This window comes from Nocardioides sp. YR527, assembly GCF_900101045.1.
GTDB lineage: Bacteria > Actinomycetota > Actinomycetes > Propionibacteriales > Nocardioidaceae > Nocardioides.
Genome location: NZ_FNFN01000002.1, coordinates 307,695 through 326,842 on the forward strand (window position 1 = coordinate 307,695; position 19,148 = coordinate 326,842).

The 19,148-nt window shown below is 68.6% G+C and carries 21 protein-coding genes; 10 read left to right on the forward strand and 11 right to left on the reverse strand.

Annotated features, from left to right (window positions below):
• Window positions 1-71 precede the first annotated feature (71 nt).
• From BLT25_RS05930 to acs, 3 genes are all read left to right on the forward strand, one after another.
• Window positions 72-422: a DUF485 domain-containing protein gene (locus BLT25_RS05930; RefSeq protein WP_091043182.1), complete on the forward strand. Its 351-nt coding sequence runs from the start codon at window positions 72-74 to the stop codon at window positions 420-422.
• Window positions 422-2,041: a solute symporter family protein gene (locus BLT25_RS05935; protein ID WP_091043185.1), complete on the forward strand. Its 1,620-nt coding sequence runs from the start codon at window positions 422-424 to the stop codon at window positions 2,039-2,041. Before BLT25_RS05930 ends, BLT25_RS05935 begins: the two co-directional genes overlap by 1 nt.
• Before the next feature lie 110 nt (window positions 2,042-2,151).
• Window positions 2,152-4,119: an acetate--CoA ligase gene (gene acs / locus BLT25_RS05940; RefSeq protein WP_091043187.1), complete on the forward strand. Its 1,968-nt coding sequence runs from the start codon at window positions 2,152-2,154 to the stop codon at window positions 4,117-4,119.
• Window positions 4,120-4,229: 110 nt separating this feature from the next.
• Here the strand turns inward: acs and BLT25_RS05945 are convergent, their stop codons facing one another.
• Entirely contained in the window at window positions 4,230-4,817 is a 588-nt protein-coding gene (locus tag BLT25_RS05945; RefSeq protein ID WP_091043190.1) for a C40 family peptidase, read from the reverse strand.
• Window positions 4,818-5,297: 480 nt separating this feature from the next.
• On the opposite strand from BLT25_RS05945, the gene nhaA reads away from it, so the two are divergent.
• From nhaA to BLT25_RS05960, 3 genes are all read left to right on the forward strand, one after another.
• On the forward strand, window positions 5,298-6,596 hold the full coding sequence (gene nhaA, locus BLT25_RS05950) for a Na+/H+ antiporter NhaA (protein ID WP_091043191.1): 1,299 nt from the start codon (window positions 5,298-5,300) through the stop codon (window positions 6,594-6,596).
• Between the two features lie 42 nt (window positions 6,597-6,638).
• On the forward strand, window positions 6,639-7,046 hold the full coding sequence (locus BLT25_RS05955) for a phage holin family protein (RefSeq protein WP_091043194.1): 408 nt from the start codon (window positions 6,639-6,641) through the stop codon (window positions 7,044-7,046).
• A gap of 166 nt (window positions 7,047-7,212) precedes the next feature.
• The gene (locus BLT25_RS05960; protein WP_091043197.1) at window positions 7,213-8,145 is read left to right on the forward strand and encodes a type IV toxin-antitoxin system AbiEi family antitoxin domain-containing protein; all 933 of its coding nucleotides are present in this window, start codon (window positions 7,213-7,215) and stop codon (window positions 8,143-8,145) included.
• 163 nt (window positions 8,146-8,308) lie between these two features.
• On the opposite strand, the gene BLT25_RS05965 is transcribed toward BLT25_RS05960, so the two are convergent.
• From BLT25_RS05965 to nth, 4 genes are read right to left on the reverse strand one after another with little or no spacing between them, the layout of a single operon-like run.
• Entirely contained in the window at window positions 8,309-9,487 is a 1,179-nt protein-coding gene (locus tag BLT25_RS05965) for a MarP family serine protease (protein ID WP_091043199.1), read from the reverse strand.
• Window positions 9,484-10,179 (reverse strand): NUDIX hydrolase, encoded by a 696-nt coding sequence (locus BLT25_RS05970; protein ID WP_091043202.1) that lies wholly within the window; start codon window positions 10,177-10,179, stop codon window positions 9,484-9,486. Before BLT25_RS05970 ends, BLT25_RS05965 begins: the two co-directional genes overlap by 4 nt.
• Window positions 10,176-10,787: a TlpA family protein disulfide reductase gene (locus BLT25_RS05975; RefSeq protein ID WP_176883650.1), complete on the reverse strand. Its 612-nt coding sequence runs from the start codon at window positions 10,785-10,787 to the stop codon at window positions 10,176-10,178. Before BLT25_RS05975 ends, BLT25_RS05970 begins: the two co-directional genes overlap by 4 nt.
• A 32-nt stretch (window positions 10,788-10,819) precedes the next feature.
• Window positions 10,820-11,536, reverse strand: a complete 717-nt coding sequence (gene nth, locus BLT25_RS05980) for an endonuclease III (protein WP_091043206.1) — start codon at window positions 11,534-11,536, stop codon at window positions 10,820-10,822.
• Between the two features lie 187 nt (window positions 11,537-11,723).
• Here nth and BLT25_RS05985 point away from each other — a divergent pair, with 187 nt between their 5' ends.
• Complete coding sequence (locus BLT25_RS05985; RefSeq protein ID WP_008356269.1) at window positions 11,724-12,401, forward strand: Crp/Fnr family transcriptional regulator; 678 nt, start codon at window positions 11,724-11,726, stop codon at window positions 12,399-12,401.
• A gap of 111 nt (window positions 12,402-12,512) precedes the next feature.
• On the opposite strand, the gene BLT25_RS05990 is transcribed toward BLT25_RS05985, so the two are convergent.
• Genes BLT25_RS05990 through BLT25_RS29395 form a run of 5 tightly spaced genes read right to left on the reverse strand, consistent with a single transcriptional unit; the run spans window position 12,513 to window position 15,461 of the window.
• Window positions 12,513-13,109, reverse strand: coding sequence for a YdeI/OmpD-associated family protein (locus tag BLT25_RS05990; protein WP_091043208.1), 597 nt, complete (start codon window positions 13,107-13,109; stop codon window positions 12,513-12,515).
• A 17-nt stretch (window positions 13,110-13,126) separates the two neighbouring features.
• Window positions 13,127-13,921, reverse strand: a complete 795-nt coding sequence (locus BLT25_RS05995) for an MBL fold metallo-hydrolase (RefSeq protein WP_091043211.1) — start codon at window positions 13,919-13,921, stop codon at window positions 13,127-13,129.
• Window positions 13,918-14,799 carry an NUDIX hydrolase gene (locus tag BLT25_RS06000; protein ID WP_091043214.1) on the reverse strand — a complete coding sequence of 294 codons (882 nt, stop codon included), beginning with the start codon at window positions 14,797-14,799 and terminating at the stop codon, window positions 13,918-13,920. The genes BLT25_RS05995 and BLT25_RS06000 overlap by 4 nt, the downstream gene beginning before the upstream one ends.
• A gap of 51 nt (window positions 14,800-14,850) precedes the next feature.
• The gene (locus BLT25_RS06005) at window positions 14,851-15,309 is read right to left on the reverse strand and encodes a RidA family protein (protein ID WP_091043216.1); all 459 of its coding nucleotides are present in this window, start codon (window positions 15,307-15,309) and stop codon (window positions 14,851-14,853) included.
• On the reverse strand, window positions 15,306-15,461 hold the full coding sequence (locus BLT25_RS29395; protein WP_141791386.1) for a Sp36 family protein: 156 nt from the start codon (window positions 15,459-15,461) through the stop codon (window positions 15,306-15,308). Before BLT25_RS29395 ends, BLT25_RS06005 begins: the two co-directional genes overlap by 4 nt.
• 92 nt (window positions 15,462-15,553) lie before the next feature.
• Between BLT25_RS29395 and BLT25_RS06010 the strand changes: the two genes are divergently transcribed.
• From BLT25_RS06010 to BLT25_RS06020, 3 genes are all read left to right on the forward strand, one after another.
• Window positions 15,554-16,366 carry a maleylpyruvate isomerase family mycothiol-dependent enzyme gene (locus BLT25_RS06010; protein ID WP_091043219.1) on the forward strand — a complete coding sequence of 271 codons (813 nt, stop codon included), beginning with the start codon at window positions 15,554-15,556 and terminating at the stop codon, window positions 16,364-16,366.
• A 73-nt stretch (window positions 16,367-16,439) separates the two neighbouring features.
• Window positions 16,440-17,456 (forward strand): ATPase BagA, encoded by a 1,017-nt coding sequence (locus BLT25_RS06015; RefSeq protein WP_091043221.1) that lies wholly within the window; start codon window positions 16,440-16,442, stop codon window positions 17,454-17,456.
• Complete coding sequence (locus tag BLT25_RS06020; RefSeq protein WP_091043224.1) at window positions 17,453-18,619, forward strand: ArsA family ATPase; 1,167 nt, start codon at window positions 17,453-17,455, stop codon at window positions 18,617-18,619. Before BLT25_RS06015 ends, BLT25_RS06020 begins: the two co-directional genes overlap by 4 nt.
• Window positions 18,620-18,713: 94 nt before the next feature.
• On the opposite strand, the gene BLT25_RS06025 is transcribed toward BLT25_RS06020, so the two are convergent.
• The gene (locus tag BLT25_RS06025; protein WP_045548985.1) at window positions 18,714-18,989 is read right to left on the reverse strand and encodes a WhiB family transcriptional regulator; all 276 of its coding nucleotides are present in this window, start codon (window positions 18,987-18,989) and stop codon (window positions 18,714-18,716) included.
• Window positions 18,990-19,148: the final 159 nt, after the last annotated feature.

The following is a 19,148-nucleotide window of genomic DNA, read 5'->3' on the forward strand; positions in this document are numbered from 1 at the left end:
GTGACTGCGATCACACGTCGTCCGTCATCCACCCCCACGGAGGACGGCCTCGTCAACGAAAGGGTTAGACCGTGAGCCAAGAAGCGCACGACCAAGCCCACCGGCACGACCCGGTCTACGACAGCCTGCACGCCACCGCAGAGTTCCGCGCTCTGCGATCGGCGTACCGGAGGTTCGTGTTCCCGGCCACGGTGGCATTCCTGGTGTGGTACCTCCTCTACGTCTTCTGCTCCAACTGGGCGGAGGACTTCATGGACACCAAGCTCGTCGGCAACATCAACGTCGCGCTGGTCTTCGGGCTCCTCCAGTTCGTGACCACGTTCGGCATCGCCTACCTCTACGCCAACTACTCCAACAAGCGCCTCGACCCGCTGGCTCGGAAGCTCGACGAGGAATACGAGATCGAGAAGAGGCAGCTCTGATGGACGGTAGCCAGATCCTCACCACAGTCCTCTTCCTCACGGTCGTCGCGATCACGATCGGCATCACCTTCTGGGCGAGCCGGCAGACGAAGACGGCGGCCGACTACTACGCCGGCGGCCGCGGCTTCTCCGGCTTCCAGAACGGTCTCGCCATCGGCGGCGACTACATGTCGGCGGCGTCGTTCCTCGGCATCTCCGGCGCCATCGCGCTGTCGGGCTACGACGGTTTCCTCTACTCGATCGGCTTCCTCGTCGCCTGGCTGGTGGCGCTGCTGCTGGTCGCGGAGGTGCTGCGTAACTCCGGTCGCTACACGATGGCCGACCAGCTGGCGTACCGGATGAAGCAGCGCCCGGTCCGCCTGGCGGCCGCGACCTCCACGGTCGTCGTCTCGATCTTCTACCTGCTGGCCCAGATGGTCGGTGCGGGCGCCCTGGTGGCCCTGCTGCTCGGCGTCGAGGACCAGGTCGTCAAGAACATCGTGATCCTGTTCGTCGGCGCGCTGATGATCTTCTACGTCACCGTCGGCGGGATGAAGGGCACCACCTGGGTCCAGATCGTCAAGGCCGTCCTGCTGATGACCGGCTCGGCGCTGATCGTGATCCTGGTGCTCGCCCAGTTCGGCTTCAACCTCTCCGAGCTGCTCGGCTCCGCCGCCGACGCCTCGGGCAAGGGCGACGCCTTCCTCCAGCCCGGGCTGAAGTACGGCGCGAGCTTCACCAGCGAGCTGGACTTCGTCTCGCTCGGGCTCGCCCTGGTGCTCGGCACCGCCGGCCTGCCGCACATCCTGATCCGCTTCTACACGGTCCCGACCTCGGCAGACGCCCGCAAGTCGGTGCTGTGGGCGATCGGCCTGATCGGCGTCTTCTACCTGTTCACCCTGGTCCTGGGCTTCGGTGCGGCCGCGCTGGTCGACCCGTCCACCCTGGACAAGGCCGGCAACCTGGCGGCACCACTGCTCGCCCAGGAGGTCGGTGGCGGTGAAGGCTCCGTCGGCGGCGCCGTACTGCTGGCGCTCATCGCCGCTGTCGCCTTCGCCACGATCCTCGCCGTGGTCGCGGGTCTGACGCTGACCTCCTCGGTCTCCGTCGCCCACGACATCTACAACTCGGTGATCAAGCGTGGCAAGGCCACCGAGAAGGAGGAGATGAAGGTCTCGCGCTGGGCCGCGGCAGGCATCGGCCTGGTCGCGATCCTGTTGGCCATCCCAGCACAGTCGCTGAACATCGCGTTCCTGGTGGCGCTGGCCTTCGCGGTCGCCGCGTCGGCGAACCTGCCCGCGATCATCTACAACATGTTCTGGAAGCGGTTCAACACCCGCGGCGCGGTCTGGTCGATCTACGGCGGCCTGATCTCCTGCGTCGGCCTGGTCTTCTTCTCGCCGGTCGTCTCCGGCAAGGTGGACCCGGCCACCGGCGACAGCCTGTCGCTGTTCCCGGCCGGCATCGACTTCTCCTGGTTCCCCCTGGAGAACCCCGGGCTCATCTCCATCCCGCTCGGGTTCTTCCTGGGCTGGCTGGGCACGGTGACGTCGAAGGAGCCGGAGACCGCTGAGCGTTACGTCGAGCTCGAGGTGCGGGCCCTGACCGGCGCCGGCTCGGAGAAGGCGATCACGCACTGATCCCTCACGGCGGGCCGTCGTACACAGTGTTGTACGACGGCCCGCCATCATTCTTTCCCCCGCACTACCCTGTGGCTTGAGCCACACATTTTTCGTACGTAGGAGTCACTGTGAGCGACGAGACCCTGTCCAACCTGCTGCACGAGAAGCGCCGGTTCGAGCCCCCGGCCGAGCTTGCCGCCGCCGCCAACGTCAAGGCCGATGCGTACGACGCCGCTGCCGCGGACCGCGACGCGTTCTGGGCGGCCGCCGCCGAACGGCTCACCTGGGCCAAGCCGTTCGACCGCGTCCTGAACTGGGACAACCCGCCGTTCGCGAAGTGGTTCGAGGGCGGCGAGATCAACGTGGCGTACAACGCCGTCGACCGGCACGTCGAGGCCGGGCTCGGTGACCGGGTCGCGATCCACTGGGTCGGCGAGCCAGCGGACGACAAGCGGACCATCACCTATGCCGAGCTCAAGGACGAGGTCTCCCGGGCCGCGAATGCCTTCGAGGCGCTGGGCGTCGGCAAGGGCGACCGGGTGGCGATCTACATGCCGATGATCCCCGAGGCCGTCTTCGCGATGCTGGCCTGTGCGCGGATCGGCGCGATCCACACCGTCATCTTCGGTGGCTTCTCCGCCGACGCTCTCGCGACCCGCGTCGTCGACTGCGGCGCGAAGCTGATCGTCACCTCGGACGGCGGCTACCGCCGTGGCGCGCCCTCGGCCCTCAAGCCCGCCGTGGACGAGGCGGTCACGAAGGTCGAGGCGACTCAGCCCGGTCTGGTCGAGAACGTGCTGGTCGTACGCCGCACCGGGCAGGACGTCGACTGGAACGACTCGGTCGACAAATGGTGGGGCGACGTCGTCTCGACCGCGTCGACCGAGCATGCCCCGGTCGCGCACGACGCCGAGCACCCGCTCTTCGTGATGTACACCTCGGGCACGACCGGGAAGCCGAAGGGCATCCTGCACACCACCGGCGGCTACCTCACCCAGGCGGCGTTCACGCACTGGGAGGTCTTCGACCTCAAGCCCGAGACCGACGTCTACTGGTGCACCGCCGACATCGGCTGGATCACCGGCCACTCCTACATCGTCTATGGGCCGCTGGCCAACGGCGCGACCCAGGTGCTCTACGAGGGCACTCCGGACTTCCCGGAGAAGGGCCGCTGGTGGCAGATCATCGAGGAGTACGGCGTCACGCTCTTCTACACGGCCCCGACCGCCATCCGGACGTTCATGAAGCAGGGCCGCGCCATCCCGGACGGCCGCGACCTCTCCTCGGTCCGCCTGCTCGGGTCGGTCGGTGAGCCGATCAACCCCGAGGCCTACGTCTGGTACCGCGACGTCATCGGCGGCTCCTCGGTGCCCGTCGTGGACACCTGGTGGCAGACCGAGACCGGCGCGATCATGATCTCGCCGCTCCCCGGCGTCACCCACGGGAAGCCGGGCTCGGCGATGAAGGCGCTGCCCGGTGTGGGCGCCGACGTGGTCGACGACAACGGCGCCTCCGTGCCGGACGGCGCCGGGGGCTACCTCGTGCTCACCCAGCCGTGGCCGTCGATGCTGCGTACGATCTGGGGCGACGACCAGCGCTACGTCGACACCTACTGGGCGCGCTTCAAGGACCAGGGGTTCTACTTCGCCGGCGACGGTGCGAAGAAGGACGAGGACGGCGACGTCTGGGTCCTGGGCCGCGTCGACGACGTCATGAACGTGTCCGGGCACCGGCTCTCCACAACCGAGATCGAGTCCGCACTGGTCTCGCACTCCTACGTCGCCGAGGCCGCGGTCGTCGGTGCGACCGACCCCGACACGGGGCAGGCCGTGGTGGCGTACGTCATCCTGCGCGACGGGTCGCCGCAGGACTGCGAGAAGGAGCTCTCCGACCACGTCCGCAAGGAGATCGGCCCGATCGCGAAGCCGCGGCAGATCATGATCGTGCCCGAGCTGCCCAAGACGCGCTCCGGCAAGATCATGCGGCGGCTGCTCCGCGACCTCGCCGAGGGTCGCGGCGTCGGTGACACCACCACGCTGGCCGACCAGACGATCATGGACCTGATCGCCGCCGGGCAGGCGACGTCGACCGAGTAAGCCGCAAACTCGTGGTGCCGAGTCGGCGCATCTGACCCCGTGTCTCGGGAAGCGGAGCGAGCGGGAGGGGTCGGATGCGCCGACTCGGCAGTGTCTTACGGCGCCGAGCCCTACTTGCCGTACTTCACCCGGCGGATGAAATGGCTGTCGGTCCAGATCGGGTCCTTCTTGACGGTCTCGCCGGAGTTGGGTGCGTGCCAGACCCAGCGGCGTCCGTCGTGCTTCCCGGCGTAGATGCCGACGTGGTAGACGCCGCCTCTGCCGTAGAAGAAGACCAGGTCGCCCTTGCGCGGCTTCTTGACCTTGAAGGTGTGGCCGACCTGGCCCGATGAGCTGTGCGGCAGCTTGCGGCCGAGCTTCTTGTAGACCCACTGGGTCAGGCCTGAGCAGTCGAAGGAGTGTGGGCCGTCGCCGCCGTAGGAGTACGGAGCGCCGGCGCGGCTCTTGGCGCGGCGCAGAGCCCGGATGCCCCGCGACTTCTTCTTTTTCTTGACCTTCTTCTTCTCGATGGTCGTTGTGGAGGCGGTGGTCGAGGCCGGGTGCGAGCCGGTGTGGGCGCTCGTGCCCGGTGAAGGTGCGGCCGTGGCCGCCTGGTTGGGTACGGCGACGAGTGCGAGGCCGACCACGAGTGCGGTCGCCAGGCCGATGCTGATCCGTCTGGGCGCGCGCGACAGCGCGCGGATACTGGATCCGATCATTTCGAGGTTCCCCCGATGCAGCGACGCCTGCGAAGGTCGACCTGTCGGATTCGGGCTGCTGATGCCCGGGCGCTGGAATCCCTGTGTTCCGCCTACGCCTTCACCCCGAGCCGGCCTGCCTTGTCTCTGGCTCCCGGCGTGCTGCTTGGCTCCCCCGTGCCCGCCACCCTGGTCGGATCGACTCTCCTCCGGCTGTGACGGGCCTCGGCGCGACCGGAGCGACCCTCACCGTTCAGTGCGGGCTCAACCACTATGCAACGAAACCGGGTGCGGGGCGGGGCATTTGTGGATCAACTCACTCTGATTTTGATGGTTTTGTCTACGTTTGAATCTGTTTGCCTTGTTCTTCCGATTGAATCTTGCCCCACACTGATCACCCTTCCGCCTCTGACGACGGCGCTTGCTAGGGTCGTCGGCAGGTGTGCCGGGAAGTCTGGTCGGCGTGACTTCGTCGACCCCTGAGCCCCTGGAGGCCCACCCGTGACCGAGACCCGCAACCGCCTCTTCACCCGCGGCTCCTGGCTGGAGACCTCGCGGACGGCCGAGATCCTGCGCGCAGAGACGACCGGCGGCGTACTCCTGATCATCGCCGCGATCATCGCGGTCATCCTGGCCAACAGCCCCTGGCAGGAGACGTACGAGGCGGTCCGCGACTTCCGGGTCGGGCCCGAGGCCCTTCATCTCGACCTCACGATCGGGGCCTGGGCGGCCGACGGCCTGCTCGCGATCTTCTTCTTCGTCGCAGGTCTGGAGCTCAAGCGGGAGTTCGTCTCCGGCGACCTCCGCGACCCCCGCCGAGCGGCGCTGCCGATCGCGGCCGCGGTCGGCGGCATGGTCGCACCGGCGCTGGTCTACGTGGCCGTCAACCTGATCGGCGACGGCTCGCTGGCAGGCTGGGCCACGCCGGTGGCCACCGACATCGCCTTCGCGGTCGCGATCCTGGCGGTCATCTCGACGCATCTGCCCACGGGGCTGCGTACGTTCCTGCTGACCCTCGCCGTCGTCGACGACCTGCTCGGCATCATCGTCATCGCGGTCTTCTTCACCTCCGAGCTGCACATCGGCTTCCTGCTGCTGGCGCTCGTTCCGATCGGGCTCTTCGCGGTGCTCGTGCAGCGCCGCGTACGCAACCCCTGGCTGCTCCTCCCGCTCGCCCTGATCGCCTGGGCCCTCGTCCACTCCAGCGGTGTCCACGCCACCGTCGCGGGGGTGCTGCTCGGGTTCACCGTGCCCGTCATCGCCCGCAACCCCGAAGCCAAGCGCGGGCTCGCCGAGCACTTCGAGCACCTGGTCCGGCCGATCTCGGCCGGCGTCGCGGTGCCGATCTTCGCCTTCTTCGCCGCCGGTGTCTCCCTCGGCGGCTGGGACGGGGTGACCAGCGCGCTTCGCGACCCGATCACGCTCGGCATCATCCTCGGTCTCGTCGTCGGCAAGACCATCGGGATCTCGGGGTCGACCTGGCTGCTGGCCCGGTTCACCCGTGCCTCGCTCGACGACGACCTCGCCTGGACCGATGTGATCGGGATGGCGATGCTGGCCGGTATCGGGTTCACGGTGTCGCTGCTGATCGGCGAGCTCGCCTTCAGCTCGGATCCGGCGGCCCACGACCACATGAAGGTGGGCGTTCTGTTCGGGTCCGTGCTGGCCGCCGCCCTGGCGACGGTGGTACTGCGGGCACGCAACCGGGTCTACCGCCGCATCGAGGAGATCGAGACTCTCGACGCCAACGAGGACGGCGTGCCGGACGTGTTCGAGGATGATCAGGGTCGGGACCGGTAAGGTCGTGGGCGCTCCCCAACACACGTTCAGCGAAGGGTTCCCATGGCAGTCGACATCGTGAAGTCCCCGGGCGGCGAGGACCCGACGATCGGCAAGCTCGTCGTCGACGCCACCCGCGACATCTCCGAGCTCGTCAACAAGGAGATCACGCTCGCCAAACAGGAGCTCAAGGTCTCGATGACCAACGCCGGCGTCGGCGTCGGTCTCTTCGCCGCCGCAGCCTTCCTGCTGGTCCTCGCCGTGATCATGCTCTCCGTCTCCGCGGCCTACTTCATCCACTGGACAGGCCTCGGCCTGCAGTGGTCCTTCCTCATCGTCTTCGGCTTCTACGTACTCCTAGCCGCGCTCCTCGGCTTCATCGGCGTACTCAAGGTGAAGAAGGTCAAGGCCCCCGAGAAGGCCATCGCCCAGGGCAAGGAGATCCCCCGGGCTCTCAAGGGCCAGCGCTGACCCACCCGCCGAGGCGTCACCCCCGTCGGCCGAAGCGTCACTCCGGTCGGCCGAGGCGTCATCATGACGGGCCGGTTTCCGTCCACAGGGCACGCCGAGTCCGAAGTTATCCACAGCCTCTGAAAAGACGGATGACTTCGTACGCGACGTGTCTCACGCTGTGGCCATGAATCTCTCACTCGTCAAGACAGACGGCCGGCTGCCGGAGCGACCCTTCACCACGTCCGACATCGAGTCGGTCGCGACCAGCAGATACGCACTCGCCCAGGCGATCAGCCATGGGGACGTACGTCGCCCGTTCCGGGGCGTCTATCTCGCCACCCAGGCGGAGGACGATCCGGTGAAGCGCGCTGAGGCGCTCGTGCAAGTCGTCTCCGAGCACCAGGTGATCAGTGACCGGACCGCCGCCTGGGTGCATGGCATCAACACCTTCACCCAGACCGAGATGGCACAGCTCCCGGCCGTGGAGACGTGTGCCCTCCGCGGTCACGCCCGCACGAGGCGCCCGGGCACGGACGGCCACTCACGCGACCTCCTGCCCGAGGACGTCGCGGTCATCGGAGGCGTACGGGTGACGACACCGCTACGCACCGCGCTCGACCTCGGCTGCAACCTGAAGAGGCGGGAGGCGATGGCTGCGCTCAACGAGTTCGCCAGACACCACGGGATCACCCGGAGCGCCCTCGACGAGCAGCTGCCCCGCTTTCGCGGTCGGCGCGGTGTCGTCCAGCTCCGCGAGCTCGTCCCGCTGCTGAATCGTCGCCTCGAGTCCCAGCGTGAGTCCTGGACCTTGCTCGCGATCAGTGATGCCGGACTTCCTCTTCCAGAGGCGCAGGTCTGGGTCGACGTCGAAGGAATCCCGACCTACCGCCTCGACTTCGCCTATCGACTCGCCAAGGTCGCGATCGAGTACGACGGCGAAGACCACGACGACCCCGACCAACGAATCTACGACGAAGAGCGACGAGGTTGGCTGATCGATCACGGCTGGACGATCGTCATCGTCCGAAAGGGTGACTTCACCGGCGACCGGCTCGATGCCTGGCTTCGCGAGATCAAGGACGCCCTGACCCCGACCTACTCCACCCGCCGCTTCTGATCGAAGCGTCGCTCCCGTCGGCCGAAGCGTCACCCGCGCGAGCCGAAGCGTCAGTCCCGCCGGCCGAGTTGGCATCGCGTTGCCAACTCGGCCAACGCAGGTGACACTTCGGCCGACGTAGCTGACGCTTCGGCCAACGCGGCTGACGCTTCGGCGAGGGGCGTCAGCCGGCGCAGGCTCCGGTGTCGACGGCAGCGGTCTGGGAGCGAGCCTCGCGGGCGATCTCGATGACCTGGTCGGTGGTGAGGGCGTAGCCGGTCTCGGAGTCGGTGACCGAGGCGGCGAAGACGACGCCGACGACGTCACCCTCGGAGTCGACGATGGGGCCGCCGGAGTTGCCGGGGCGGATGAGGCTGCGTACGGAGTAGACGTCTCGGATGACGGTGCCGACTCCGTATATGTCGGGCGAGCGGAGGCGCTGCTCGGCGCGGATACGACCGGGCTGTACGTCGAAGGGGCCGTCCTGCGGATAGCCCAGGACAGCGATCGGGTCCTCGGCACCGGCGGTGCGGTCGAACTCGAGGCGCTCGAGGTTGCCGCCGCCCTCGAACTTCAGGACCGCGATGTCGATCTCGGGGTCGTAGTGGACGACCTTGGCGTCGTTGGCTCCGTCACCGACGATGACGTTGGGGTCGTCGACGCCGGCGACGACGTGGGCGTTGGTCATCAGATAGCCGCGCCCGATGACGAACCCGGTGCCCTCGACACCCTTGCCGCACTCGTTGGCGCCGCGGATCTTGAGGACCGACTCGCCGGCGCGTACGACATCGGGGTCGGTGAGCATCCGCCGCGGACCGGGACCGACCTCGACAATCCGCTCATTGGCGAACGGCTCCAGGTAGCGCGGGAAGAACGAGGTGCCGACGACGTCGTTGAACGCGCTCAGCGCACGGTCGGCAGGCGACGGCATGATCGAGTCGACCTTGGCCAGGATCGCCGACCCCCGCACCGCGGGCGTGAGCCCGTTGATCTGTGCCCCCGAGACCGCGACCCCGAGAGCCCAGGCAACCACCAGCACGGCCGCCGCGCTGAGCAACGACCCGCCGAGCGCATCGACGATCCGAGCCGGCTGCCAGGTGATCTCGTCCCGCACGCGCACGCCACCGTATTGCAGCACCGCCTGCCCGATGGACGCACACGCGATCACGACGAAAAGAGCCCCGAGCGAGACCCACAACGACGGAGCCGCGCTGCCGAGCACCTTCGGTGCCAGCCAGATGCCGATGAAGCCCCCGAGCAGCAGTCCGCCGGTCGCGAAGGCGCCGGTGATGAAGCCCTGCCAATAGCCCGAGAGCGCGTAGGCCCCGACGAGAATGATCAGGATCCAGTCAAGAAAGTTCACGGCCGATTCCGTTCGCGTCCCTGGAACATGTATTCGGGCAACTCCTTGATCGGCGCGTCCGGAATCTCCGTGATCCACCCGAGATAGGTGAAGAAGCGGCTGATGATTCCACCTGTGAAGCCCCAGAGGATGACATCCTTCTCCGGTCCGATCAAGAACGCGGGCATCAGCCATCCACTGCGGCCCGGCGCGCCGACCTGGATCCGATGGGCAGGATCCATGAGATCCGACAACGGCACCCGGTAGACGGCATGCACCTCTTCGAGCGATCGGGCCGTGACCGGAGACGGCTCTCGCCACCACGCGATGATCGGCACCACCGCATGGTTCGAGAACGGGATCCACAGCGCCGGAAGGCGGCCGACGACGTCGACGCCGGCCGGGTCGAGGCCCGTCTCCTCCCATGCCTCCCGCAGCGCCGCCTCTTCGACGGTCTCGCCCGGATCGAGCCGGCCGCCGGGGAACGAGACCTGGCCGGGGTGCGAACGCATCGTGTGCGAGCGCTCCGTCAGCAGCAGATCGGGACCCGAGGGACCTTCGCCGAACAGCATCAGCACGGCCGACTCGCGTGCGCTGCCGTCGGGCGGCGGCAGGAACTGTGAGATGTCCTCGCCCTGGATCTGCCGAGCGGCCTCGACGATCTCGTCGAACCACTCCGGCCGAGTCCCGTTGGACGTCTGAGGCTCGCTCACAGCGTGATCCCCAGCTTCTTCTCGACGAGCTCCTTCACCTGGGTCGCACTGGTCATGCCGCCCATCTGCAGCAGCTCCACCTCGCCGGAGGAGGACAGGACGTACGTCGCCGGCACCGCCCGCGCCGTGAGCGGCCCGCCCTGCAGCTCACCGCCTGGATCGGCGTACATCGGGAAGGTCACCCCGCGCGAGATCGCTTCTTCGAGCGCGACCCCGGGGACGGTGTCCATGACGTCGATGCCGATCACCGGCACCTCGTCACCGTAGGTCTCGTAGAAGCTCTGCAGCGCAGGCATCTCCTCCTTGCAGGGCGCGCAGAAGCCCTGGAAGAGGTTGATCACCATCGGCCCCTCGAAGGAGGCGAGGTCGGCGGACTCGCCACCGCCGAGGCAGGCCAGCACGATCGACGGCAGGCCGCCGTCGCTCGCGGGCCCTTCCTCGCAGGCCTCCACCTTCGACGCCTTCTTGGCCGCGACCATCTCCGCGGTGGCGACGTTCACCTTGGAGGACGGTTCATCGGCCAGTGGCGCGCCGGACTGTCCGCCCCCGTCGGAGGAGTCGGTGCCGCAACCGGCCAGGACGGCCAGCAGCAGGGCAGCAGCCGACACGACCCGGGCTCGTCTCCCCAGGGCACGCACCATCAGTTGCGGCCCTCCGTGCGGACCAGCTTCGCCGCGGCGTCAGGGTCGGTCGGCCCCTCCCCGTACGCAGGGCACAGCTGTGAGACCGGACAGGCACCGCACGCCGGCTTCTGGGCGTGACAGATCCGTCGCCCGTGCCAGATCACGTGGTGGGACAGCATCGTCCAGTCCCGCTTCTCGAACAGCGCGCCGACCTCGTGCTCGACCTTGACCGGGTCCTTCTCGGTCGTCCAACCGAAGCGCCGCGAGAGCCGCCCGAAGTGCGTGTCGACGGTGATCCCGGGCTTGCCGAAGGCGTTGCCGAGCACCACGTTGGCGGTCTTGCGCCCGACGCCGGGCAGCTTCACCAGCTGCTCCAGGCGTGAGGGCACCTCGCCGTCGTACTCCTCCACCAGCACGGCGCTCAGCTTCAGCAGCGCCTCGGTCTTGGCACGGAAGAACCCGAGCGGCCCGACGAGCTGCTCCAGGTGCTCCCGGGGCGCCGCCGCCATCTCCTTCGCCGACGGGTAGGCCGCGAACAGCGCGGGGGAGGCCAGGTTGACCCGCTTGTCCGTGGTCTGCGCGCTCAGCACGGTCACGACCAGGCACTCGAACGGGTTGGTGAAGTCGAGCTCGGCCTTCGCATCCGGGTAGGTCTCACCTAGAACGCGGTCGATCCGACGGGCACGACGCACCAGACCCAGGCGCGTCTCAGTCGCAAACTTCTGGGCAGGCACGCAGCAAGGCTACGCGGCCGCACCGACAATCCCGATCCGGCCCGTAAGGCTGCTAGCACAAACACCGCTCAACACATGCACTTTCTGCGCTTATCGGTGGGGGATGTGCACTTGTGAGACGTTCCACAGATAGGATTCCCGGTGTAATACCCGCGGATGTGGGGAAAATCCAGGAGGAATGGCCGCAATGGACAACGACGTACTCCGTCAGGCACCGCTCTTCAGCGCACTCGACGACGAGTCGATGACGGCCCTGCACGCCTCGATGGCAGAGTCGAAGCTCCGCCGCGGGGAGGTGCTCTTTCACGAGGGCGACTCCGGCGACAAGCTGTACGTCGTGATCGACGGCAAGGTGAAGCTCGGCCGCACCTCGTCCGACGGCCGCGAGAACCTGCTCGCCATCATGGGCCCCGGCCAGATGTTCGGTGAGCTCTCGCTCTTCGACCCTGGCCCCCGTTCGGCCACCGTCACCGCGGTCACCGACTCCGCCTTCGCGAGCCTGTCGCACGAGGACCTCCTCAAGTGGCTCGAGGGCCGCCCGGTCGTCGCCCGCGGCCTCCTCGCCCAGCTGGCCGGCCGACTCCGCAAGGCCAACGACGTCGTCGCCGACCTCGTCTTCTCCGACGTCCCCGGCCGTGTCGCGAAGGCCCTGCTCGACCTCGCCGACCGCTTCGGCCGCACCGCCGACGACGGCGTCCACGTCCACCACGACCTCACCCAGGAGGAGCTCGCCCAGCTCGTCGGCGCCTCCCGCGAGACCGTCAACAAGGCCCTGGCCGACTTCGCCAGCCGCGGCTGGCTCCGCCTCGAGCCGCGCAGCGTGGTCATCATGGACATCGAGCGCATGGCCCGCCGCGCCCGTTAGTCCTTCTCCTTCCACAGGCATCCGGCCTCCTTCCACCTGGCGTAACAGCAGGTGAGAGGAGGCCGACGTGCATTTCAGATCGGAATTCCCGGTCCCCGCCCATGACCGGGGCTACTGAGGCTGACGCTTCTGGGGATAGAAAGTCTCGTGGCGGGCGAGCATGGCGACGAACTCCTCGACCTTGCGCGCCCGAGCGGCCTCGGTCTTCAGGGCGGTGATGCGGTGATAGAGGGCGAAACGGTTCTGGGATGTGAGGACGTCGTACATCGCCTGCGCCTCGGGCACCGCGGCGATCGCGGCGAGGAGGTCGGGCGGGGTCTCGGCGGTGGCTGGACCCGCGTACGCGGCCTCCCACCGCCCATCCGCCTTCGCCGCCTCCACGACGGCCCGCCCGGCGGCGGTCATCCGGCCCTCGGCCTCGAGGCGGCCGATGTGCTCGACGTTCCTCAGTGACCAGCGGCTCTTCGGCCCACGCGGGGTGAACCGCTGGAACGACGACTGCTCGTCGCGCCGCCGGGCCTGGCCGTCGATCCAGCCGAAGCAGAGCGCTTCGTCGAGCGCGGTCTGCCAGGCCAACGTGGTGAGCGTGCCGCCCTTCTTGGTCAGCACCAGCCAGACCGCGGGCGTGTCGGCATGGTGCTCCTCCAGCCAGGCCCGCCACGCGGGCGGGTCGGGAAGCAGGAGCTCGACTCCGGGCAGGATGGCCATGAGCCGAACAGTAGGCCTCAGCGCTCGGCGAGGTAAGCCAATTGCGCCCTCACCGAGAGCTCGGCGGCACCCCAGAGGACCTGGTCGACGTCGGCGTACACGATCTCGACGATCGCCCGCGGATCCGCATCCGCAGGGGTGGTGCCGAGCCCGGAGAGAGCCTCCTCGACCTGGCCGAGGCGTTCGCGGCGGTGGGAGATGTAGTAGTCGAGAGCTCCGAGCGCGTTGCCGATGACCGGGCCATGACCGGGCCAGACGCTGCCGACACCGTGCTCGGAGGCGAGGGCGTGGAGGCGGTCGAGCGAGTCGAGATAGGCACCCAGTTCGCCGTCGGGATGGGCGACCACGGTCGTCCCCCGCCCGAGGACGGTGTCACCGGTCAGCACAGCCCCGTCGGCGGGCAGCCAGAAGGACAGCGAGTCCGCGGTGTGCCCGGGAGTCCCGACGACGCGAATCTCCAGCCCGTCGACCTCGATGACGTCGCCGTCCCCGAGCCCCTCGGTTCCGAGCCGGTATTCAGGATCAAGAGCGCGTACGCCTGCCCCAACCCGCTCCGCGAAGGCCCGTGCCGCCTCGGAGTGGTCATAGTGATGATGGGTCAGCAGCACCGTCGCGACCTCGCCTGCGGCCTCCGCGACGGCATCGAGGTGCCCCTCGTCGAGAGGGCCGGGGTCGATCACGACCGACCGGCGCGCACCAGGCTCGCGCAGCACCCAGGTGTTGGTGCCGTCGAGCGACATGATGCCGGGGTTGGGCGCAAGGATGCACTGACCGCGCTCCCCGAAGACCCCACCTGACCAGGACTCGTTCATGGGCGTCCCCTTCCGGCGACGAGTGAGGCGTGCAGCGGCATCATCGACAGCGTGTGGCCGCCGTCGACCTCCGCGACGGTCGGCGTGAACATCGTCAGCTCACGCTCCTCGGCGGCCGCGAGAACCTCGTCCTCCGAGCCGATCGAGGAGACCTCGAGACAGTTGAGGTAGGTCGGCGGCATCATCGCCAGCTCGCCGGCCTCGACCTGGGCGACCGCATCAGCGGTGCCCAGCCAGAGCACCGAGGAGGACTCGCTCGACACGTCGCGCGTCACCTGCCCCTCGGGCAGCCGCGCGACGAAGAACCAGGTCGCGAAGCGCTTCGGCTCGAAGACGGGCGTCGTCCACGCGGCCCACGGCGCCAGCAGATCCGTACGCAGCACCAGCCCGCGCCGGGTCAGCAGCTCGGTCAGCGACAGCGAGCGCGACTCCAGAGCGACCCGGTCCGCCTCCCACTCCGGGCCCGAGACGTCGTCGACGACGGCATCGCCCGACGGCCCCGCGAGCAGGACCCCGCACTCTTCGAACGTCTCCCGCACCGCCGCGGCGACCAGCGCCCGCGCGCGGGACTCATCGACCCCGAGCCGGCGCGCCCACTCACCGGCGGACGGCCCGGCCCAGCAGGAGTCGGGCAGCTCGGCGTCGCGTACGTCCACGCCGCCGCCGGGGAAGACAGCCATCCCGGCGGCGAACCCCATCGTCAGCTGCCGGCGGAGCAGGTAGACCTCAGGGCCAGAATCAGCTCCGGAGCCCGGCCGGAGCAGGAGCACCGTCGCCGCGTCGCGCGGCTCGACCGGGGTGCGTACGCCCTGGGCGTACTCCCCGGCCAACGCCACGATGTCGTCACCAAGCCGGACTGGAGGGATCGGGATACGCACGCTCGTCACTGTAGCGACGCTCACACCCGCGCCCTACCCCCGATCCGAGGGTCAGACTTCGACGATGATCTCCACCTCGACAGGCGCGTCGAGCGGCAGAACGGGCACGCCGACGGCGGAACGCGTGTGGCGGCCGGCGTCACCGAAGACCTTGCCGAGCAGCTCGGAGGCACCGTTGGCGATGCTCGGCTGGGCGGTGAAGTCGGGAGTGGAGGCGACGAAGCAGGTCACCTTGACGACCCGTTTGACCAGCGACAGGTCGCCGATCTCGGCCTTGACCGCGGCGAGCGCGTTGAGCGCGCACTGCTGCGCGGCCGCCACGCCCTCCTCGGGCGAGACCTCGCCACCGAGCTTGCCGGTGGACAGCAGCGCGCCGTCCTTCATCGGCAGCTGGCCGGACGTGAAGACGTAGTCGCCGGTGCGAAGCGCCGGGATGTAGGCCGCCACCGGAGGAACGACCTCCGGCACCGACAGCCCGAGCTCGGCGAGGACCTCCTCGGGCGCGCTCACTCCGAGACCGCCCGCTTGAAGAAGCCGACGTAGTTGCCGGTGCCGTTGTCGAGGATGGAGACGAGCTCCCACCCGTCGGCACCGAAGTTGTTGAGAATCTGCGCCGCAGCGTGGTTGAGGATCGGCGCTACCTGGTACTCCCACTTGGTCATATCGGCACCCTACTTCGCGGACCCGTGGACCGGTCTCCCGACGAGATGGTTTGACCTTCCAACCGACGGCGAGGCCCACTATCGTCAGGTCCGTGACTTCCGCAGAGCAGCTGAAGACGTACGTCGACTCCTGGTGGTCCTCCGTCCAGGACCTCCTCACGCTCCTCGAGGATCTCTCCGAGCCCGACTGGGACCGGCCCACCGACCTCCCCGGCTGGGACGTACGCGCCATCGCCTCCCATGTCGCTCATCTCGAGGGCCTCACCGCCGGCGCGCCCCGCGAGGACGCCACCGTCCCCGAGTCCGCCCACATCAAGTCGCCGATGGGCCAGTTCACCGAGATCGGCGTGCTCACCCGCCGCGAGGCCTCACCGGCGAGCATCATCGACGAGATCCGCCGCTACTCCGCCGTACGTCACGACGAGCTGCTCGCCTCCCCGCCCGAGGACCCCGCGGTGCCGGCGTCCGGCATCTTCGGCGCCCTCGGGTGGACGACCGGCAAGCTGCTCCGCAACCGGCCGCTCGACGTCTGGCTGCACGAGCAGGACATCCGCCGCGCCACCGGCCGCCCTGGCCACCTCGACAGCCCCGGCGCCCTCCACACCGCCGACTACCTGCTCGAAGGCGTCGGCTTCGTGCTCGCGAAGAAGGCCGGCGGCGCCCCTGGTGCCACGGTCGTCGTCGAGGTCGAGGGCCACGCCCCCTACGCGTTCACCGTCACCAAGGAGGGCAAGGGCGTCCCGGTGGCCGACCCGACCGCACCCACCGTCACCCTCCGCACCGACCGGGAGACGTACGTCCTCCTCGCCGGCGGCCGTGCCTCCGGCGACCCGAGCAAGGTCGAGATCACCGGCGACACCGTGCTCGGCACCAAGATCGTCGAGAACCTCAACATCACCCCCTGAGTTGTGAACCTGAGAGTGATCTATAGGTCACTCTCAGGTTCACAACACCCCGGGCCCGGATAAAGTCAGGTCCATGAGTTCCGACTGGCCCCACGTGCAGCTGCATGTGGTGACCGGCAAGGGCGGCACGGGCAAGTCGACGGTGGCTGCGGCTCTCGCGCTCGGGCTGGCCTCCCACGGGAAGAACGTCCTGCTCTGTGAGGTCGAGGGCCGCCAAGGGGTGGCGCGGATGTTCGACGTCGACCCGCTGCCCTACGCCGAGACTCGCATCGCGACCGGGCTGCGGATGCGGTCGCGATCGGGTGCCGACGCCGAGCCGGGCAACGTCTACGCGCTGCACATCGCCCCGGAGGAAGCCCTCCTCGAATACCTCAAGATGTACTACAAGCTCGGTCCCGCCGGCCGTGCCCTCGACCGCTTCGGCGTCGTCGAGTTCGCGACCACGATCGCGCCTGGGGTCAGGGACGTCCTCCTCACCGGCAAGCTCTTCGAGGCCGTCCAGCGCAACAGCCGCAACAAGGGCGCGCGGACCTACGACGCCGTCGTGCTCGACGCTCCCCCGACCGGCCGGATCACCACCTTCCTCAACGTGTCCGAGTCGGTCGCGGGTCTGGCCAAGGTCGGCCCGATCAAGAACCAGGCCGACACCATGATGACCCTGTTCCGCTCCCGCCGCACCGTGGTCCATCTGGTCACGCTGCTGGAGGAGATGCCGGTCCAGGAGACCGCCGACGGCATCAGCGACCTGCGCGCCGCCGGCCTCCCCGTGGGCGGCGTCATCGTCAACCAGGTGCGCCCCCGGGACCTCCCCGACGAGTCGCTCGCCCCCGCCCTCGCCGGCACCCTCGACAGCGACAAGATCGCCGAGGACCTCAAGCACGCCGGCGTCGAACCCGACCCCGCCCTGATCTCCGCCCTCACTCTCGAGGCGAAGGAGTACGCCGAGCGCCGAGCCCTCGAGGACGCCCAGCGCGACCTCGTCGCCGGCCTCGGGGTCCCGACCTACGAGCTCGATCGGATCGCCGGCGGGATCGACATCGGCGGGCTCTACGAGCTCGCGGCCGAGCTCAAGGATCAGGGGCTCGCATGACGGCACGTCCCCGCGTCGGCCCGTTGGCCGCCCACGCCGACCACACCCGGGCCCTCGACGTCGACCGGCTGCTCGACGACCGCGACACCCACATCATCGTCTGCTGCGGCAGCGGCGGCGTGGGCAAGACGACCACCTCGGCGGCGCTCGCGCTCCGGGCAGCAGAGCGGGGCCGGAAGGTCGTCGTGCTGACGATCGACCCCGCCCGCAGGCTGGCCCAGTCGATGGGCATCGACCAGCTCGACAACACTCCTCGTCCAGTCCCCGGCATCGGGCCAGGCACCCTCGACGCGATGATGCTCGACATGAAGCGCACCTTCGACGAGGTGGTCGAGTCCCAGGCCAGCCCCGAGAAGGCGCAGCAGATCCTCAACAACCAGTTCTACATCGCGCTGAGCTCCAGCTTCGCGGGCACACAGGAATACATGGCGATGGAGAAGCTCGGCCAGCTCTACCGCGACTCCTTCGCCCACAACGGCGGCAACGGCGACTACGACCTGATCGTCGTCGACACACCTCCGAGCCGAAGCGCCCTGGACTTCCTCGACGCCCCCGAGCGCCTCTCCAGCTTCCTCGACGGGCGCTTCCTGCGCCTGATGCTGGCCCCGGCCAAGGGGCCGGTCCGGCTGATGTCGGCCGGGATCAACATCGTCACCAACGCGCTCAAGAAGGTGCTCGGCGGGCAGATGCTCACCGACCTGCAGACCTTCGTGACCGCGCTCGACACCGTCTTCGGTGGTTTCCGGCAACGGGCCCAGGAGACGTACGCACTGCTACAGGCCGACGAGACCGCCTTCCTCGTCATCGCCGCCCCCGAGCCCGACGCGCTCCGGGAGGCCGCCTACTTCGTCGAGCGGCTCTCCGGTGACCGGATGCCGCTCCAGGGCCTGGTCGTCAACCGAGCCACGCTGCCCGACGACGCCGCGCTCACTGCGGCCGCTGCGGGAGCCGCCTCCGAGCGTCTCCCCGACGCGCCGCTCACCGCCGGGCTGCTGCGACTCCATGCCGACCGCGCGCTCCTGGTCGAGCGCCAGGACCAGCTGCGCGAGCGCTTCGCGGTGGCCCACCCCCAGGTGCCGACCACCGTCGTGCCGGCGCTGCCCGGTGACGTACACGATCTCGACGGGCTCCGCGAGATCGCCCGGTTGCTGGCCCGAGGCTGAGCACCTGAAAACGGGGTCGAGCCAGGACGTACGAAACGTACGTCCTGGCTCAGACCAAGATCTTCAGCGATCCACTCGAGTAGGGGACGGGTGGTCACTCCACCGAGGCACGGGTGCGCGCGGCCTCGAGCACGGCGCGCCAGGAGGCGTTCGGGCTGCGGCGGAGCAGCGCACGACGCTCGCGCTCGGTCATGCCGCCCCAGACACCCCACTCGATCTGGTTGTCGAGCGCCTCGGCGAGGCATTCGGTGCGGACGACGCACCCGGAACAGACCATCTTGGCCTTGTTCTGTTCGGCTCCACGCACGAAGAGCTCGTCAGGCTCGTTCTCACGACAAGCGGCCTGCAGCGACCATTCATCAACCCACATTGTGTGCCATCCCTTCGTCGGAGCGCTTCGCCCTCCCCAATTTGACGGCGTGGGCGCCCGTGCGGACTAAAGGTTAAGGACCCGAGCCTGTCGAGTGACACACCCTTCTGGCCCAAAGTACGTAGTTCGAAATGACTAGTAGGGGTCCTAGGACCCCTT

What these genes read in the sequence shown, in the direction of transcription:
- BLT25_RS06020 (WP_091043224.1), top strand. Translation starts at nt 17,453, where the DNA reads ATGACGGCACGTCCCCGCGTCGGCCCGTTGGCCGCCCACGCCGACCAC.
- BLT25_RS05945 (WP_091043190.1), bottom strand. Translation starts at nt 4,817, where the DNA reads ATGATCGGATCCAGTATCCGCGCGCTGTCGCGCGCGCCCAGACGGATC.
- BLT25_RS06025 (WP_045548985.1), bottom strand. Translation starts at nt 18,989, where the DNA reads ATGTGGGTTGATGAATGGTCGCTGCAGGCCGCTTGTCGTGAGAACGAG.
- BLT25_RS29395 (WP_141791386.1), bottom strand. Translation starts at nt 15,461, where the DNA reads ATGACCAAGTGGGAGTACCAGGTAGCGCCGATCCTCAACCACGCTGCG.
- BLT25_RS05985 (WP_008356269.1), top strand. Translation starts at nt 11,724, where the DNA reads ATGGACAACGACGTACTCCGTCAGGCACCGCTCTTCAGCGCACTCGAC.
- BLT25_RS05990 (WP_091043208.1), bottom strand. Translation starts at nt 13,109, where the DNA reads ATGGCCATCCTGCCCGGAGTCGAGCTCCTGCTTCCCGACCCGCCCGCG.
- BLT25_RS05960 (WP_091043197.1), top strand. Translation starts at nt 7,213, where the DNA reads ATGAATCTCTCACTCGTCAAGACAGACGGCCGGCTGCCGGAGCGACCC.
- BLT25_RS05935 (WP_091043185.1), top strand. Translation starts at nt 422, where the DNA reads ATGGACGGTAGCCAGATCCTCACCACAGTCCTCTTCCTCACGGTCGTC.
- BLT25_RS05955 (WP_091043194.1), top strand. Translation starts at nt 6,639, where the DNA reads ATGGCAGTCGACATCGTGAAGTCCCCGGGCGGCGAGGACCCGACGATC.
- BLT25_RS05995 (WP_091043211.1), bottom strand. Translation starts at nt 13,921, where the DNA reads ATGAACGAGTCCTGGTCAGGTGGGGTCTTCGGGGAGCGCGGTCAGTGC.
- BLT25_RS06015 (WP_091043221.1), top strand. Translation starts at nt 16,440, where the DNA reads ATGAGTTCCGACTGGCCCCACGTGCAGCTGCATGTGGTGACCGGCAAG.